This is a genomic window from Marinomonas flavescens (assembly GCF_004352835.1).
Lineage (GTDB): Bacteria > Pseudomonadota > Gammaproteobacteria > Pseudomonadales > Marinomonadaceae > Marinomonas > Marinomonas flavescens.
In genome coordinates, this window is record NZ_SJSB01000006.1 from 115065 (window position 1) to 131007 (window position 15943).

Consider the following 15943-nt stretch of genomic DNA (forward strand, 5'->3'; position numbering starts at 1 on the left):
CATATGGTAGTAAGAACACTTAATTACCGTAGCAAAGAGGAGCATTACTATGAGCACAACACTCATCATCGGCGCAAGTGGTCAGATAGGTAAAATGATGACCCGCACATTTATTCAGTCGGGGAACAGCGTACGCGCGTTAGTGCGTGACAAAAGTAAATTAGCAGACTTAGAGAGCGATCTTTTAGAAATAGTCGAAATAGACCTAGAGGAAGATTTCAGCCGCGCGTTTGAAGGCGTTGACAACGTCATGTTCGCCGCTGGATCTGGTGGTCAAACTGGCCTAGATAAAACACTCTTAATCGACCTTTGGGCCGCTAAAAAATCCGTCGATTACGCCAAAGAAGCAAACGTAAAACACTTTGTAATGATCAGCTCGATTGGCGCAGATGACCCTGATAAATTACCCAGCAAGATCAAACCCTATCTAGTCGCCAAACACATGGCCGATGAACATCTCATACAAGCCGATATTCCTTATACTATTTTGCGACCGGGCTCATTAACCAATGAAAAAGGCACAGGGAAAATAACAATCAAACGCCCACAAGCACGAGAAGAAATGGCTATATCACGTCAAGATGTCGCGACATGTGCCCTGTTTGTACTTGGAAAAGAACAGCTCAAAGGCAAAACATTTGAACTGTATAATGGCACCTATGAATTTGAAAATATATTGGTCTAAAAGACTTTCTCAGTGAATACAATAAAAGCCAAGAAAGGTCGACTTTCTTGGCTTTTATTTTATTACGCTTATTCTATTGGCTTAATGGAAAAATCAACTAATAATAAGATTTCGTTCAGGGATGCTTTCTAAGCAATATCGTTTGATACCATCATGAAGTGCATCTGCTATCTTATTTTGAAAGGCTTTAGTACGAAGTTTTTTCTCTTCCCGTGGATTAGAAATAAAGGCTGTTTCTACCAAGGCTGATGGAATATCAGGGGATTTCAAAACAGCAAACGCAGCTCGCTCCACTCGCTTGTGCAATATTTTTTCCGTCTTGGCTAGATTGCTTATCACGGTATTGGCTAAATCAGTACTCGCCTGAAGCGTTCCTGTTTGAGAGAGATCAAGCAGCACCTTGGCCAGCATATTATCTTTTGTGTTTAACGACACCCCGCCAATCAAGTCGGAGTTATTTTCCCGATTCGCAAGACGCCGAGCCATAACACTCGTTGCACCTTTATTCGATAAAATATAAACGGAAGAACCTTTTACCGTTCGATCATCACAAGCATCCGCATGGACGGAAACAAACACATCCGCCTTATACTTATGAGCAATAATAACGCGCTCTCGCAAAGGGATAAACACATCTTTATCACGCGTCATGACCACTTTAAAGCCATGGCTGCGATCTAATTTCTGGCGTAACATTCGCCCTATTGACAGAACAACATCCTTTTCATGAGTCCCATGCTTGCCTGTTGCACCGGGATCTTTACCACCGTGACCGGGATCAATCACCACTAAAATATCACGTTTTTCCGGCTTTCTCGCCACCGGTTTGTGCTGCACAACAACAGAGTCTGTTAGCTCTATTCTCAGCTCATCATTATGAGTATTTTTATGAACTGACGTGGTGCTAAACGCAATATGATTTTCGAGATCGAATACCAGCCTCAAGGTATCACCGTGGTGCATAGCCCAGCGAACCTCTTTGAACAACCCCAGCTTATTAAGCGATTTAAAGCCATAGGCATTTTTCGTTTGATGTAAATCTACCACCAAGCGATCAGGATTCTTAAGCGTGAAGACCTTATAGTTGGGCGTTTGAGATAGCTTTAACGTCAGTTGAGCTTTACTGCCATTTCGATACGATCGAATTTCTTCAAGTTCGTTTCCTTGAACAGCAAAAGCAGAAACGGGCAGTAGAGTGGCGCAAGATGCCAAGATCAAACGTCGAATAAAAGTGCGTCGGTTATGGTTAGTCATAGATACGGCTTGTAATAAATACTTTTTTCATAAGTGCTTCTGTCATAAGCACTGGCTGTGTATAGATTAATGATTGAGCAAAACATAATCTGAGCGATGAACAGCAACTCAATGTGTTATAAAATAACAAAAACCACGTTGAACATCAAAAGCAGACCAGAAGCTTTACACAAAACTCAAACTCCAATCGCAAAGATTTAAGCCAACTTACCGCCCTTTTAAAATAAAAAGCTCACTTCGCCACCATCACATTAAGGCATAAAAAAACCCCGCAATATAAAATTACGAGGTCTTTAAAACGTTTTCAGTGTCAGTATTGCTTTACCGATGGCACTAAATTAAAACGCTATCTTACAGGTGATGCGATCAAATCCAAACGAGTGTGATAACGCATCACAGCTAGGCTTGCTAACACACCAACACCACAAACAAACGCAACATAATACGTTGGTGAAAGCGGATCTTCACTTAACATAAGGCTCACTATCATTGGTGTTGTACCCCCAAAGATCGCATATGCCACGTTATATGAGAATGACAACCCTGAAAAACGAATAGCGGCTGGGAAGCTTTTCACTGCAATGGCTGGCACCACACCCGTCAATCCGGCAAAGAAACCAACCAAACCATATAAAGAGAATAAATGCGTTGTGTCATGCATCATAGTACTGAAAAAGAACCAGTAACTAATGGCAAGACCAATACTGAAAATAATCATAATTGGGCCATTGCCAAAACGGTCTGCCAAGGCACCACAGATAATAGAACCGAACAGTAGGCAGATAATCGCAATACTATTGGCTTCTAAAGACACCTGCGGATCTAAATGAATCAGCTTTTGCAGCAAAGATGGCGTCATCAAAATTGTAACCACAACAGCCGCCGTCAGAACCCAAGTCACCGCCATAGAAACAACAACAGAAGGAGCGTGTTCCCTTAATACTGTTTTGATTGGCAATTCAACGGCCAATTCTCGGCTTTCCTGCATTTCTTTAAATATTGGCGTCTCATGTAACCAACGACGTAAATACATAGCAATAAAGCCAAACACACCACCTAATAAGAAAGGTAGACGCCAGCCGTAGTCACTAATTTCTTCAGCAGTGAAAGCAGTATGCATTCCGGTTGCAACAAGAGAGCCAATCAAAATACCGGCCACAAGCCCAGCAGAAAGAATGCCACACGCTAAGCCAACATGACGCTTAGAAACATGCTCTGTCACAAAAACCCAAGCACCTGGTGCTTCGCCACCAATCGCGGCACCTTGTAACACGCGAAAGAAAAGCAATAATAATGGAGCAGCAATACCAATACTGGCATAAGTTGGCATAAGACCGATTGCAAAAGTAGGCAACGCCATTAGTAAAATACTCATCATAAACATACGTTTACGTCCGAATATGTCACCAAAGTGAGCCATAATAATGCCGCCTAATGGGCGAGCTAGATAACCGGCGGCAAAAATACCGTAGGTTTGCACCTGACGAAGCCATTCAGGCATATCCGCAGGGAAGAATAAACTACCAACTACATTGGCAAAATAGACGAAAATGACGAAGTCATAAAACTCCAGCGCGCCACCGAGTGCCGACAGACCTAATGTTTTAGCATCATTTTTATTAAGTTTACGATGCTGATCAGAATGAGCCCCAGCACCACTATTTGGATGAGTATTATTATGTTTTGAGTTCATGATTATTTTATTAATAGCCACTTTTTGTTTAAGAAAGACTGCCATCCCTAATCACAATTATTTTTTAATTATTTCGAGTGAAAAGCGTTATTTTATAGCAGGGGAGATGAATACTACTGAGGCTTATCAATAAAAGAAAGCCGAATTATGGATTTTATTTACGATACTTTATATTCAGCAATAATTAAAAGAGATAAGCGACTGACGCCTCATTCAGAAATACTAATTACCTTTATTTATTACGGTAACCAAGGGCTATTATCGACAATGAACACCAACCTCTAACTCAACCAATACTAACCAAACTCATATTACTATGACTGATCATAAAACAACCTATTAGTAATCCTTCTTTTAGTACAACACAGCTGTCTTATCGGGAAAATGTTGTTTGAATGCACACGAATCCGCCATGACATTTAATATAAAATAGCGTTGAACAAGAACAAGCTGAAGGTAATGGGTGGTTATTTTCCTTGTTATCTATCTTTTATACGAGATCCACCGTGATTTTTTCTTGCCAAGAGAAGACGAAATCTTTACATTCTGCTGGCTTTATTTTTTTTCAAGGAGATAAGAATGTACAAAGCCCTACTAATCACTTCTGCCGCACTACTATTAACAGCTTGCTCTGGCGCCAACGTTACCAGTCAAATCCGTGATTTTGATGCTACTACATCAGAAAAAATGCTGCGTTGTGTGACAGTTGAAACCGGTGATTCTGATACCAATGAAGAATTACAGGCCTACGATGGTTGGTCTATGGTTTACGCTTCTGAATACACTACAGATAATAAATCAACGACAGAATTAACTTTGTGCTTTGAAAAGGCCGCAAAGTAATTTTGCACTATAAAAAATGGCGGGGGATACAATATCACCCGCCATTTTTTAGTAAGAAAATCTTAGCATCAGAAAAGATGAAAGCACGCTAACTTGCTTGAACGTCTGAATAAAACATCGCTTCTTTAGTCATTAGATAGCATACATGTGGCACATATTTTATTACCTGATGGGTCACGTAAATACGCTAAGTATAATTTTCTAGCGCCACCGTCCCTTATTCCTGGCGCGGACTCACATGTTTCGCCGCCGGCAGCAACACCCGCAGCATGCCATGCATCCACCAGCTCAGGAGTGGCTGCTTTAAAACCAATTGTCGAACCATTTCCGTGACTTGCTGCTTCGCCATTAATCGGTTTTGTAATGGCAAACACACCGCTTTCACTTAAGTAAAAAAAACGCTGCTTTGCTTCATCAAGCACCGCAGGCTCAAACCCCAACACAGCCAAGGTGGCATCATAAAAAATTTTCGACTTTTCAATGTCATTTGTGCCCAACATTACATGACTAAACATAGCTACAACCTCGTTAAAATTAAGGCGATTATACAACCGCTTATCGTTTAGGATCAGATGACGCGCTCTCGCTTCATGTGAAACTTACCATAGTATATAAACACTTTTTTTCATTACATGTATAAATATTGAATGTGACTAGGCGCCTCGCGGCGCAAACATAATAATCGCCATCCCCAATAAAGCCACACCCGAGCCCACTAGATCCCAGCTGGTTGGACGAATGCCGTCAACAAGCCACAACCATACAATCGCCGTAAAAATATACACACCGCCATAAGCCGCATACACTCGACCCGCAGCAGCAGGATGCAAAGTAAGTAACCATGCAAACACGATCAAACTCAATGCCGCAGGTAATAATAACCAGATCGACTTACCTTCACGCAACCAGAGATAAGGAAGGTAACAGCCAATAATTTCTGCTAATGCAGTAATCATAAAAAGGCCAAGCGTTTTTAACTCAGGCATAACATAAAAAACCTTAAAATAAAGCCGCATTGGCAGCTAGTTAATCCGGTAATAAGCGATAAATACGCATATCATCAACACAAAATGCCCCCTGCTGTTGATAAAATTTAATAGCAGAAAGATTCTAATCCAAACAGCTCCACTCTAAAAACTCGCAGCCACGAGGCAATAGCCATCAAATAGCACATTTTTTATCCATTACTGATTCTAAGATCCGTTATAGTAATGATCCCTGACGATAGAACTTGATGGAAGCACTTTTTGAAACAGCACGATAAAACCAACATAAGTACCGGCCTTGCAACCTTCTTACCTTTTTTACGACCTTATCGCCGCCAAGTGATAGGCGCTTTAATCGCTTTAGTTATTACCGCAGGCGCGATGTTAAGCCTTGGTAAAGGCGTTCAGTTTTTGATTGATCGAGGCTTGGCGTCAGGTTCAGAAGCGGATCTAACCAAGGCTTTATTTATCTTTATGGGGCTAGTTCTACTATTAGGTGTGGGCAGCTTTTGCCGATTCTTTCTTGTCTCTTGGCTCGGTGAACGAGTCGTTGCTGATATACGAAAAGCCGTTTTTGCGCATTTACTCACGCTTTCCCCGTCTTTTTTTGAAGATAATTCACCCAGTGAAATTCAGTCACGCATCACCTCAGACACCACATTATTACAAAGTGTGATTGGCTCTTCTCTCTCCATTGCTTTACGCAGTAGTTTAATGCTGATCGGAGGTATTCTTTTCCTCTTAGTCATGCATTTTAAATTAACCCTGATCTTACTTATCTGCGTACCCTTTGTGGTCATACCCGTACTGTATTTTGGTCGTCGAGTGCGTCGTTTATCTCGTAATAGCCAAGATGAGATCGCCAATGTAGGACGTTACCTGTCACAAGCCTTGCGCCATATTAAAGTGGTACAAGCATTTACCCATGAAAAACACGACGAACAACGCTTTTCCAGTGCCGTTGAGCAGGCTTTTAGCGTGAGTGTGAAACGAATTTTACAACGCTCTTGGCTAGCCTTAATGGCCATATTACTCTCCATGGGTGGTATTGGTATTATGTTGTGGTTTGGCGGGAAAGACGTTATTTCTGGCGCCATCAGCGCGGGGGATCTGGCCAGCTTTCTGTTTTACTCAATTGTTGTCGCTGGTGCCGTGACAGCGCTATCGGAAGTCATGGGTGAACTCCAACGCGCAGCAGGTGCGGCCGAGCGTATTATGGAATTACTCAACGAAACCAGTGACATTATCAGTGGCAAACAACTTATTCCTAATCCGGTTAATCCAGACAATTCAGTCACAAACAACACCGTATTGGAATTTAACGAGGTCACATTTAGTTACCCAACACGACCAACAACACAGGTACTAAAGAACCTCAGCTTTACCATTCAGCAAGGTGAAACTGTCGCCCTCGTTGGCCCATCCGGTGCAGGGAAATCAACTATTTTTGAGTTACTCCTAAGGTTCTATGATCCGCAACAAGGGCAACTGCGCTTTGCTGACCACAACATCAAAGATTACGACATAAGCGCTTGGCGTCATCAACTGGCCTTAGTGCCACAAGAAACCGCCTTATTCGATCAAACCGTGACAGACAATTTAGGCTATGCGAACCGTGACGCCAGTGAAGCAACCATTCAAGATGCGGCAATAAAGTCCAATGCCCATGACTTTATCCAGCAATTAGATAAGACATACGACACTCGCTTAGGAGAAGATGGCGTACGTTTATCCGGCGGACAAAGGCAACGCATTGCTATTGCTCGTGCTATTTTGAAAGACGCACCAATTCTATTATTAGATGAGGCAACCAGCGCGCTGGATGCTCAGAGCGAACACAAAGTACAAGCGGCTCTTGAACTGCTCATGGAAGGTAGAACGACTCTCGTCATCGCCCATCGACTTGCTACCGTTTTAAATGCAAATCGAATTATCGTATTGGATCAAGGGGAAATTATTGCCCAAGGCACACATTCTGAATTGCTCAAAAGCTGTGCCTTGTACAAACGCCTAGCAGATTTACAGTTCGGCGAGCAGTCGCTAAAAACGAAATTATTGAGCGATTGCAGCCGAAGCTAACTTCTTCAGCACAGCCGTCACCTTAGTGATAACAGGGTCACAGCCTTTGATATCGTGGCGCTCTTTCAAATATTGAGGATTGTTATAAGACAACCAAACCTTCTGGTTTACATCTTCACTAACAAGCACTTTTTGAGGCAGGTCAATGGCCATGTCTTGAGCGCATTGCATCAAAGGCGTACCCACTTTTGGGCTACCAAAAATAATCACTTGCGTTGGCCTAAGGGTTAAACCTACGTTCTCAGCGTTTTTTTGATGATCGATCCGAGCAAAAACATTGAGCCCCTTACTCTTTGCAATCGACTCAAATCGATCCGCTGTTTCTTGTACTGAATAATGACTCTCATACTTCACTAAACTTTCTGTCGCATGGACAGAAAAAGAAGACAACAGAACCACAGCGCCCAACGAAATAAACTTGATCATAAACACCTCCTTCCATAAGAATAGATTTAATTCGACCGACTAATTCATCAACCGTTCCATCGTAACTTTATAATTTTCGGAGTAAGAGTGCGCAACAGCAATACAACAGCCATTAATGCTGCACTTAACGGTAAGAGTTAATATTCTCGAGATATCCTGCGCTATTCAGATATTAGATCCAACGTCGAACTCGGCAGCAATAACCCTGATAATCTTCACCAAACTTGCCCGCTAAAATCGCCTCTTCCGGCTTGATCTGAAAATATGTCAAATACAGAACAAAAAAAACAATAGGCAGAAAGACCCAGAACGTATTCAACAAAATGGCCCAGCCAAGCAATATCATAGCCAGTGACAAATACATAGGATTACGCGAATAGTGAAAAACGCCCGTCACCACCAGAGCCGTAGACTTATCAGGTTGATGCGGGTTTACCGTGGTCTTCGATTGGGTAAAAGACAGTATCGCAGAGACAGCAACGCCCAAAGCCACAAACCACACGAAACCGCTCAACACGAATAGCCAGAGATCAATTTGAAAATGAAAACCAGAAAGAGCAAACATACTCACCGCAGTCACAGCAAAAATTACCGGTGGTGGGATTTTTAATGCGAGCATATTCAGTCCTTTGCTATCTATCTAAAGAAAATCAAGCCGTGTTATTTCAGTCATGCATCGAACTAAGGCGTGAGGTGTATTAGCCCACCAATCATGAGAATAAAGGCAATCAGCGCTGGTGAGGTTACAATTCCAGCAATAACTAATATCCAAGCCAATAGATTGACACCAATGCCTGAGCCATTCATTTGCAAGATGGCGGCTAATGTGCCAAATATGGCAAAAATAATAGCAAGCGGTACGAAGACAACACTTAAAGTGAATATACCAAATACCGCTAATACACACGCAATTATCCCCGCGGTGCTGCCGGCGTTATTCGCTCTTACGTAAATAATGTCTTTCTCAACCATGATGATTCCTTGGGAATACTGACAAGTGAAGCCTCATTGTAGCCAGTTTGGTACAAGCAAGACAGTTTTTGAGTACGTTAGAGACTTGCTCAAGACGCCAGTCGATTTCAATTAAAGTACGAATAAAATCAATCGCCCTTGATGATAGGCGATATTTGGCGAATTAACAGGTGTGTACCAGCCTAGCAGCGATGCGTTATCACACTCATTTAGATGCCTTTATGTGATGACAACGAAAGGTGCTGCTTATTTTTGAAGAGTAGTAAGTTGATCTAAATCTTTGCAGTTGCGGCGGCTGTTTGCAGTTTTGTGTAAAGCTTCTAACCTGCTTTTGATGTTCAACGTGATTGTTGTTATTTTGCAATACATTGAGTCGCCGTTCATCGCGCAGATTATATTTTTATCAATCATTAATCTATACACAGCCAGTGCTTATGACAGAAGCACTTATGAAAAAAAGTACCTATGAAAAAAGTACCTATGAAAAAAGTACCTATGAAAAAAGTACCTATGACAAGACGTACCTATGATTAACCATAACCGACGCACTTTTATTCGACATTTGATCTTGGCATCTTGCACCACCCTATTACCCGTTTCTGCTTTTTCAGCTCAAGGGGCTGAACTTGAAGAGATTCGATCGCATCGTATTTATGTCGATGGCCATAACGGACGAAATTCTAATGATGGCACCGAAAGCTCTCCTCTCAGAACAATTCAGTCAGCGTCAAATAAATTACCAAACGGTGGTGATATCGTTATCCGAGAAGGCGTTTACCGTGAAACAGTGACGGTTGCTTATGCCCATCAATCCTTTAGCAATTATCCCAATGAAGAAGTCACAGTGACAGGCCTTGATGTTGTCACTGGGTGGTCGTTATATAAAGATGGTATTTACCAAGCAAATTTTTCTGGTTTTGAAACGCAATTTACACAGGTTTTTGCTAACGACGCTTATATGCAAATGGCGCGTTACCCAAATCAAAGCAATGGCGACATGTTAAGTGTGCGCGAAAGCGGATCTGGCTACGCTGATATCGTGGTCAATAATGCCGCGGATAAAAACGACACCACAAGTAATAAACGCGTTGTCTTTAATGACATGAATAACATTCCTGATGATTATTGGGTTGGTGGTTATTTCAGAGGTATTTCAGGTAAAACATGGCAGAACCCTCATGGTCGAATTACAAGTAATAGCGGTAACCTGATTCAGGTTAAATCTGAATTGACTGATTGGACAAAAAACAATAAAAACATTCCAGGCAGTGGTTGGGGCTTTATCTTCCATTTGAATGCTTTAGACGTAGCGGGCGAATGGTATGCACAAGACGGTAAACTGTACTTTAAACCTGAAGATAATATTGATGTTAACAGCCTTAAAATTGAAGCACAAAAGCGCGAATGGGCTTTTATCATTAATGGTAAAGATAACACCAGCATTTCAGGTTTAAACATTAAAGCCGCTTCACTACAGTTAAAATCAGATGACACAGTGATTAAAAAAACGAGCTTTCGTTATATATTCCCCTATTTTTCCCGTGCCAATTATAATTCCTCATTCAAACAGCAAGGTGGAATTTATGTAAACGGCAACAATAATACTTTTGGAGAATGTTATGTTGCCCACACCTGGGGCAATGGTTTCTCAATAGAAGATGGTCACAATAACACCATCCACAATTGTATTATTGAAGATATTGGCTGGAACGCACAATTTACGTCAAGTGTATTAACCCATGCGTTTAACACCACTATTTCTAATAGTACCTTAGGCTCAACAGGCCGATTCCATATTCGTTTTAATGATAAAATCAATATTTTATATAATGATATTTTCGACTCGACGAGATTAGGACAAGATGCTGGTTCGATTGAAGCAACGAGTGGTAGTGCTTACGACACAGCATTAGATATTAAGAATAGTGTAATCGCTTACAATCATATTCATGACAGCTCAACACTGCCAACGTCAAAAGCTGTTGCAAGCAACGGCAATAGTGGTAAGCAGTTTGTGGTGGCGCTTTATTTAGAAGATGTAAAAAACTATACAGCGCATCACAACGTTATTTGGAATTTTCAAACAGATATTAAAGACGATGGCACCTTTGTTTATTTAGGTCCCCGTCGTACAACGATTGAAAACGTAAAATACTATAATAATACGGTTTATAACACCCATTACCGTATTCGTTTATGGAATCGTGATAGGCAAGGCGCGATTAATAGTACAAATTTCACCAATAATTTGTTCGCGGGCCCGATGGTTGACTTAGAAAGTACAAATACATTATTAAAATGTATTACACATGAAAATGAACTTAATGATGCTAATCCAAGTGACACGTTTGTGGATCATTTAAATGGAGATTTTCGTTTACGAGCTAGCGCAACAGATGCCATAAACAAAGGAAAAACGATTGCGGGCATTACCAATAACTTTGTGGGAAGTACGCCTGATATCGGCGCTTATGAATATGGTCAGCCTGCTTGGGTACCAGGTGCAAGTATCGCTAGACCATGTTTTGCACCAATGAATTGCGATGAAGCAACCCCTGGCGCTAAAGCGATACCGAAAAAATAAACACCTTCAACTAGTCATTTACCTGCAATTGTCTTGAGAGAAATCTGTCCCACTGATCTTAAACAGCCCCACTGGTATTCAGCAATCACACTGATAGGGGCTCTATTCTATGGGCTTATTATGAGCCTTGAAATAGCCTTATAAATTTTCTATCAATGTAGTCCTTCATACGAAAAGCCAGTTTACCTGAGAAGGTAAGCGACCATTTAGACAATACCCCTTCACCATCACCAAGGTTATAAATCAAAAGATAATCGCTCGCTGGCGAAAAAGGTTCTAACGATTTTCCTTCAAGCGCGCTCATTAAATTGTTATATAGCACTAAGTTTTGACGAACCGCATAAACGCCCACTTTATCAAGAGGATGATCGGCATAATAGATACAGTCCCCTCCGCCAAAAATATTTGCTTGGCCAGTTGATTGCAAAAATGTATTCACTTTTAAGCCACCATCAGGGCCAACATCCAAACCAGATGCGACAAAGAGCGGGGAAGGCTTAACACCGATTGCCGGAAAGATAATATCAGCGTCGTAGGTCGTATCATTTTCTACCGTGATTTTTCCATCACTAACGCGCTCAACATACCCTTTGTCTATTATGGTAATACCTTTACGAACCAGTAATTTATGAACCAAATACTGCACCCGAACAGGCGCTTTAGACATCAGCCTAGGTCCACTAAACAAGCGTATATTCGGCTGGTGCAATGACTTTCTCTTACATAATTGATGGATATTCCCTGCTATCTCCACCGCCGCAGGCCCGCCACCGAGAACCGCGATTGAAATAGGCCCATCGTTCAATTTTCGAAGAATGGTCTCTTTAGCTCGATATAGCTCTTCAATTGGCTTCGCTGTAAACACATTCTCATCAGCGCCTTCAACAATGCTTTTAGGAACATAAGAACCTGCATTACAAGAAAGCACATCGTATTGAATCGTCTCATCACTTTCTGCGAGATACACAAGCTGCTTGTCTGGATCAATGCGGCTAGCGTGGGCTTTAACAAACCTCCCACCCTTACTTTCAACCTGCTGTTTGGTCTCAAAGCGAATATCATCCGGCTCGTAAGTGCCGCCAAGCATCCCCGGTCCCATACCGCTGTAATAGTGATAATCAGAGGGTTGGATAACCGTGACTTGATATCCTTTCTCAATAAAGGACTCTAATTTACTTAGAGTAATCATGTGTGCATGACCACCCCCAATCAAAACAAGACGCTTCATATCGGTTTCTTCAGTTGTTAACTATGATTAATATGCCCTACTAAGGCCCCTAAGCACCTTGTAATGCGGCTATTTCTTTCTTAACCCACGGGAACCAAAAAGCGTGAACCTATCCTAAAAAATATCACCTATTACAAAGGAGAAAATCACGACTGAAAACGCACTTCCGTAAAGTGAGGGTTTTCAACGGTGATCGCCAGCTTGACCATATCCGCTAACACCACCAACATAACGCCATCGTCTGTTTGTATTTTAATGCACTCAGCACGGCTTTCGTTACGGGCAGTATCCAGCGCAACGCCGTCTATGTTTTCTCCCGTATTCATCGTTAACCTGATCGGGTAATGGAACAAACAAACGATCTCAACATAATCGTACTCATGGCAAGTAATCATAAGAAACCTCTAATAAAATACCGATTAAAAAGACCGATTAAAAAGACCGATTTGAAAGACCGCAGCATTAAAAGAAAATTATGGCGAGCCGACATAGCAACGGCTCAGAAAAATCGACTATTTTTTTGCCCTTAAATTTGCAACACTGATTTTGGCATTCGCATGACGAGCCGCCATAGCCACTTCTTTAGAGACAATCGTTTTACCGATAGGTGCAATTGAAATGCCAGCAAGTTTTAAATGCTGTAAAGCGAACGGGATACCGATAATAGTAATAAAACACGCGATAGCAGAAATAACATGACCTATCGCCAACCAAAATCCAGCAAAGATAAACCACAAAATATTGCCTACTACTCCCCAGCCGCCAGTCCCCACATCCTCGGCTTGCGTTAACTCATTTCGAGCAATGGCTTCTTTTCCAAATGGGAAAAAAGAGAAACCCGCGATGACAAAACACGCCCTGCCCCATGGAATACCGACAATCGTTATAAAAGCCAACAGCCCAAAAACGCACCAAGCTAAGCCCATCACTAGACCGCCAAATATAAACCAAATTAAATTCCCAATTGCTCTCATATCACCTTCTACCTTCTACCTTCTAATATCACCTTCTCATATACCTCTTAAAATGAGCCTGACGAGGCGATGGAGTTGCACTACCACTGAAGATTCAACAGACCGCACTGCCCATCATCATAGATCGATGATATCGAAGCATCAATAGAATATGAACCGGATGGTTAAGCAATAAAAAGGCGTGAAATCAAGATGCTTGATTGATAATAGAATCAAAGGCAGGAAGTGAAATTGATGAAATAATAGACAATTAAAAAGAACATGGACATGTTCTTTTAGAAGAAACACCACAGACTCAATACCAAGCTAACGCCGCGTACATAGTGCGAGCTGAAGCTGAGTCCGGTTGAACGCTTGGTTATACTCAACTTTCGGGTAATTTAAGTAGCCGCTCACTACGCCAGACCCTAATAATTTTTATTGATTTCATTTCACGCAAATATACGACGCGATACGGTGAGTGAATAAGTTCGCGAACCAACTCATCATTAAATTCTGGAACCACCCGACCGATATCAGGATGAGCACTAAGAGTTTCAATATGTTCAATAATTGCCGCCACAAACTCATGACCGATATCGGGTACACCTTACTCTAAATAGTACTCTTTGATGATTTCAAGATCTGTGATTGCAGACTTGGAAAAAGAAATATTCATTTACTATAGACCTAACTTCTTCTTCACATCATTGATATCAGTAGTATCGCCTTCCTTTATTTCCATTAACCCCTGAGTTACTGCCTTAACAAACTCCAGCTCTTCTTTGGCGCTCTCGTCATCATCAAGCCCTTGAACTACCGCCACCCCGCGACCTCGGCTAGTTAAGAGTACAGGTCTGTGGCTATCTTTAGCGTGGTTCACGACCTTGCCAGGATTAACCTTAAGGCCTGAAAACGAAATAATATCTTCGGAAAATTTAGTTTGCATAATAACGCCCCTTCAAAGACCTTTTTGTAGCACCTGTTTAGATCTATTGTAAGAGTATAACGAGGCTGTAGAATTTCTACATTCTCAGCCTACTTAATTAATTTAAATCCACAATATTTCACCACACACTTAAGATTTAATAGGTCCTTCGATTTTCAATCATTGATTGATGATGTCGAGCCGTAAAGGAAGTGTGTGCTTAAGAATCGAACAGTGAGTAGCTAAATAGTGTGAGAGGCTTACTTTTTGCCTAATGCAGACGATTCCTAAGCTTCTCAATGTCTGCATAACACGTTTACTACTATGCAATTATAGTAAAAATTAACGCCCTAAAACGAGAAACACTCGACAGCCTGAGATGCCGAGTGTAGTAAATAATCTTGATGCATTGGTTACATGCGACTTAAAGAATGAGCAGATGCTCTATCTTTAGCCAGCTCAATAACGGCATGACCTAGCTGAACCAAAGTTCCAAAACTTGGTGTCGTTTCAGGCTTTAAAGAACGGTAAGCACTCGTTCTACTTTTGATTCCTGCACGCTCAATGACAACACTATGACCAAATTGCTCAACATAAGAACGGATAGCCGCTTGCAGAATGTCTGCTCGACCTTCTTGCATTGAATCCCATGAAGCCTGCTTGATTACAGTTTCCATTTCTTTAACGTCAAAAGGCGTTAAATTAGATTCAGTATAACGACCAACCGTAATTGCTTTTAACGTTGCTGCTGATAATTCAACACCACTCCAATCAAGAGAGCCGTCTGCCGTTAATGCAAATTTTTGAAAATTAGCCACATGGCTAAATGCTTCTTTTTGGAAATACTCAGTTAAGTTGGCTTCACCGGTATAACCATCACTAAAAGTAAGCTCAAGTGTAAAATCAGCGACCAAATCAACATCAATTACTTTTAACATACGTCACCTATAATTTACCCGGATTAATACCAGCAACTGCTTGTTCCCACATTGCCATCAACTTTACTCGATTGTTTTCAATGTGAGCTTCTGCTCGTTTTCGTTGCTTATTTGGCAAATAACCTTCTAAGCACTCACCTTTTTCAATTGCTATGATTAGCTCATAACTGCCATATTTGACATGAATATGAGGTAATTGATGCTGCTTGTTGTCAAAAAAATACAAACAAAATGAAAGCCCAAGCAATGCATCTATTTCTGGCATAGCAACCTCTAATTATCAAATCTAGTTAAACTATAGCGCTGTATCTAAAAAGAGACAACCTTAGCGTATAACGAGGCTATAGAATTCCGCATTCTCAACCAGTTCAATT

The 15943-nt window shown here is 41.4% G+C and carries 18 protein-coding genes and 1 pseudogene; 4 read left to right on the top strand and 15 right to left on the bottom strand.

Annotated elements, in window-relative coordinates:
* Positions 1 to 49 precede the first annotated feature (49 nt).
* Positions 50 to 685: an SDR family oxidoreductase gene (locus E0D70_RS08170; protein WP_133011781.1), complete on the top strand. Its 636-nt coding sequence runs from the start codon at positions 50 to 52 to the stop codon at positions 683 to 685.
* Positions 686 to 778: 93 nt separating this feature from the next.
* Here E0D70_RS08170 and E0D70_RS08175 read toward each other — a convergent pair whose 3' ends face one another.
* Both E0D70_RS08175 and E0D70_RS08180 read right to left on the bottom strand, forming a co-directional pair.
* Complete coding sequence (locus E0D70_RS08175; protein WP_133011782.1) at positions 779 to 1939, bottom strand: N-acetylmuramoyl-L-alanine amidase; 1161 nt, start codon at positions 1937 to 1939, stop codon at positions 779 to 781.
* Between the two features lie 346 nt (positions 1940 to 2285).
* Positions 2286 to 3677, bottom strand: coding sequence for an MFS transporter (locus E0D70_RS08180; RefSeq protein ID WP_240537037.1), 1392 nt, complete (start codon positions 3675 to 3677; stop codon positions 2286 to 2288).
* Positions 3678 to 4211: 534 nt separating this feature from the next.
* Here E0D70_RS08180 and E0D70_RS08185 point away from each other — a divergent pair.
* The gene (locus tag E0D70_RS08185) at positions 4212 to 4475 is read left to right on the top strand and encodes a hypothetical protein (protein ID WP_133011783.1); all 264 of its coding nucleotides are present in this window, start codon (positions 4212 to 4214) and stop codon (positions 4473 to 4475) included.
* A 125-nt stretch (positions 4476 to 4600) separates the two neighbouring features.
* Here E0D70_RS08185 and E0D70_RS08190 read toward each other — a convergent pair whose 3' ends face one another.
* On the bottom strand, positions 4601 to 4990 hold the full coding sequence (locus E0D70_RS08190; protein WP_133011784.1) for a VOC family protein: 390 nt from the start codon (positions 4988 to 4990) through the stop codon (positions 4601 to 4603).
* A 138-nt stretch (positions 4991 to 5128) separates the two neighbouring features.
* A complete protein-coding gene (locus tag E0D70_RS08195) occupies positions 5129 to 5461 on the bottom strand; it encodes a YnfA family protein (RefSeq protein WP_133011785.1) in 333 nt (110 codons plus the stop codon).
* 261 nt (positions 5462 to 5722) lie between these two features.
* Between E0D70_RS08195 and E0D70_RS08200 the strand changes: the two genes are divergently transcribed.
* On the top strand, positions 5723 to 7540 hold the full coding sequence (locus E0D70_RS08200) for an ABC transporter transmembrane domain-containing protein (RefSeq protein ID WP_207923233.1): 1818 nt from the start codon (positions 5723 to 5725) through the stop codon (positions 7538 to 7540).
* Here the strand turns inward: E0D70_RS08200 and E0D70_RS08205 are convergent.
* The 4 genes and pseudogenes from E0D70_RS08205 to E0D70_RS17785 all read right to left on the bottom strand — a co-directional run.
* Positions 7514 to 7966, bottom strand: coding sequence for a DUF302 domain-containing protein (locus E0D70_RS08205; protein WP_133011786.1), 453 nt, complete (start codon positions 7964 to 7966; stop codon positions 7514 to 7516). The two genes, E0D70_RS08200 and E0D70_RS08205, sit on opposite strands and share 27 nt — an antisense overlap.
* A gap of 172 nt (positions 7967 to 8138) precedes the next feature.
* Positions 8139 to 8585, bottom strand: coding sequence for a methyltransferase family protein (locus E0D70_RS08210; RefSeq protein WP_133011787.1), 447 nt, complete (start codon positions 8583 to 8585; stop codon positions 8139 to 8141).
* Between the two features lie 62 nt (positions 8586 to 8647).
* Positions 8648 to 8938 (bottom strand): hypothetical protein, encoded by a 291-nt coding sequence (locus E0D70_RS08215; protein WP_133011788.1) that lies wholly within the window; start codon positions 8936 to 8938, stop codon positions 8648 to 8650.
* A gap of 61 nt (positions 8939 to 8999) precedes the next feature.
* Positions 9000 to 9098: pseudogene (locus tag E0D70_RS17785) on the bottom strand (IS30 family transposase); the annotation flags it as partial.
* A 366-nt stretch (positions 9099 to 9464) separates the two neighbouring features.
* Here E0D70_RS17785 and E0D70_RS08220 point away from each other — a divergent pair.
* The gene (locus E0D70_RS08220; protein WP_133011789.1) at positions 9465 to 11522 is read left to right on the top strand and encodes a right-handed parallel beta-helix repeat-containing protein; all 2058 of its coding nucleotides are present in this window, start codon (positions 9465 to 9467) and stop codon (positions 11520 to 11522) included.
* 118 nt (positions 11523 to 11640) lie between these two features.
* Here the strand turns inward: E0D70_RS08220 and E0D70_RS08225 are convergent, their stop codons facing one another.
* The 7 genes from E0D70_RS08225 to dhiT all read right to left on the bottom strand — a co-directional run bounded on the left by E0D70_RS08225 (position 11641) and on the right by dhiT (position 15834).
* Entirely contained in the window at positions 11641 to 12750 is a 1110-nt protein-coding gene (locus E0D70_RS08225; protein ID WP_133011790.1) for an NAD(P)/FAD-dependent oxidoreductase, read from the bottom strand.
* A 146-nt stretch (positions 12751 to 12896) separates the two neighbouring features.
* Positions 12897 to 13145, bottom strand: coding sequence for a Rho-binding antiterminator (locus E0D70_RS08230; RefSeq protein ID WP_133011791.1), 249 nt, complete (start codon positions 13143 to 13145; stop codon positions 12897 to 12899).
* Positions 13146 to 13262: 117 nt separating this feature from the next.
* Complete coding sequence (locus tag E0D70_RS08235; RefSeq protein WP_133011792.1) at positions 13263 to 13724, bottom strand: YccF domain-containing protein; 462 nt, start codon at positions 13722 to 13724, stop codon at positions 13263 to 13265.
* 364 nt (positions 13725 to 14088) lie between these two features.
* Positions 14089 to 14286, bottom strand: coding sequence for a type II toxin-antitoxin system RelE/ParE family toxin (locus E0D70_RS08240; RefSeq protein WP_240537038.1), 198 nt, complete (start codon positions 14284 to 14286; stop codon positions 14089 to 14091).
* Between the two features lie 99 nt (positions 14287 to 14385).
* Positions 14386 to 14652 carry a type II toxin-antitoxin system Phd/YefM family antitoxin gene (locus E0D70_RS08245; protein WP_133011793.1) on the bottom strand — a complete coding sequence of 89 codons (267 nt, stop codon included), beginning with the start codon at positions 14650 to 14652 and terminating at the stop codon, positions 14386 to 14388.
* Between the two features lie 392 nt (positions 14653 to 15044).
* Positions 15045 to 15569 (bottom strand): type II toxin-antitoxin system antitoxin DhiA, encoded by a 525-nt coding sequence (dhiA, locus tag E0D70_RS08250; protein WP_133011794.1) that lies wholly within the window; start codon positions 15567 to 15569, stop codon positions 15045 to 15047.
* 7 nt (positions 15570 to 15576) lie between these two features.
* Entirely contained in the window at positions 15577 to 15834 is a 258-nt protein-coding gene (gene dhiT, locus E0D70_RS08255) for a type II toxin-antitoxin system toxin DhiT (RefSeq protein ID WP_133011795.1), read from the bottom strand.
* Positions 15835 to 15943 lie beyond the last annotated feature (109 nt).

Excerpts from the sequence above, each read along its gene's own strand:
- E0D70_RS08210 (WP_133011787.1), bottom strand. The coding sequence starts at position 8,585 with ATGCTCGCATTAAAAATCCCACCACCGGTAATTTTTGCTGTGACTGCG.
- dhiA (WP_133011794.1), bottom strand. The coding sequence starts at position 15,569 with ATGTTAAAAGTAATTGATGTTGATTTGGTCGCTGATTTTACACTTGAG.
- E0D70_RS08175 (WP_133011782.1), bottom strand. The coding sequence starts at position 1,939 with ATGACTAACCATAACCGACGCACTTTTATTCGACGTTTGATCTTGGCA.
- E0D70_RS08245 (WP_133011793.1), bottom strand. The coding sequence starts at position 14,652 with ATGCAAACTAAATTTTCCGAAGATATTATTTCGTTTTCAGGCCTTAAG.
- E0D70_RS08190 (WP_133011784.1), bottom strand. The coding sequence starts at position 4,990 with ATGTTTAGTCATGTAATGTTGGGCACAAATGACATTGAAAAGTCGAAA.
- E0D70_RS08220 (WP_133011789.1), top strand. The coding sequence starts at position 9,465 with ATGATTAACCATAACCGACGCACTTTTATTCGACATTTGATCTTGGCA.
- dhiT (WP_133011795.1), bottom strand. The coding sequence starts at position 15,834 with ATGCCAGAAATAGATGCATTGCTTGGGCTTTCATTTTGTTTGTATTTT.
- E0D70_RS08225 (WP_133011790.1), bottom strand. The coding sequence starts at position 12,750 with ATGAAGCGTCTTGTTTTGATTGGGGGTGGTCATGCACACATGATTACT.
- E0D70_RS08185 (WP_133011783.1), top strand. The coding sequence starts at position 4,212 with ATGTACAAAGCCCTACTAATCACTTCTGCCGCACTACTATTAACAGCT.
- E0D70_RS08205 (WP_133011786.1), bottom strand. The coding sequence starts at position 7,966 with ATGATCAAGTTTATTTCGTTGGGCGCTGTGGTTCTGTTGTCTTCTTTT.
- E0D70_RS08215 (WP_133011788.1), bottom strand. The coding sequence starts at position 8,938 with ATGGTTGAGAAAGACATTATTTACGTAAGAGCGAATAACGCCGGCAGC.
- E0D70_RS08230 (WP_133011791.1), bottom strand. The coding sequence starts at position 13,145 with ATGATTACTTGCCATGAGTACGATTATGTTGAGATCGTTTGTTTGTTC.
- E0D70_RS08180 (WP_240537037.1), bottom strand. The coding sequence starts at position 3,677 with ATGGCAGTCTTTCTTAAACAAAAAGTGGCTATTAATAAAATAATCATG.
- E0D70_RS08170 (WP_133011781.1), top strand. The coding sequence starts at position 50 with ATGAGCACAACACTCATCATCGGCGCAAGTGGTCAGATAGGTAAAATG.
- E0D70_RS08235 (WP_133011792.1), bottom strand. The coding sequence starts at position 13,724 with ATGAGAGCAATTGGGAATTTAATTTGGTTTATATTTGGCGGTCTAGTG.
- E0D70_RS08195 (WP_133011785.1), bottom strand. The coding sequence starts at position 5,461 with ATGCCTGAGTTAAAAACGCTTGGCCTTTTTATGATTACTGCATTAGCA.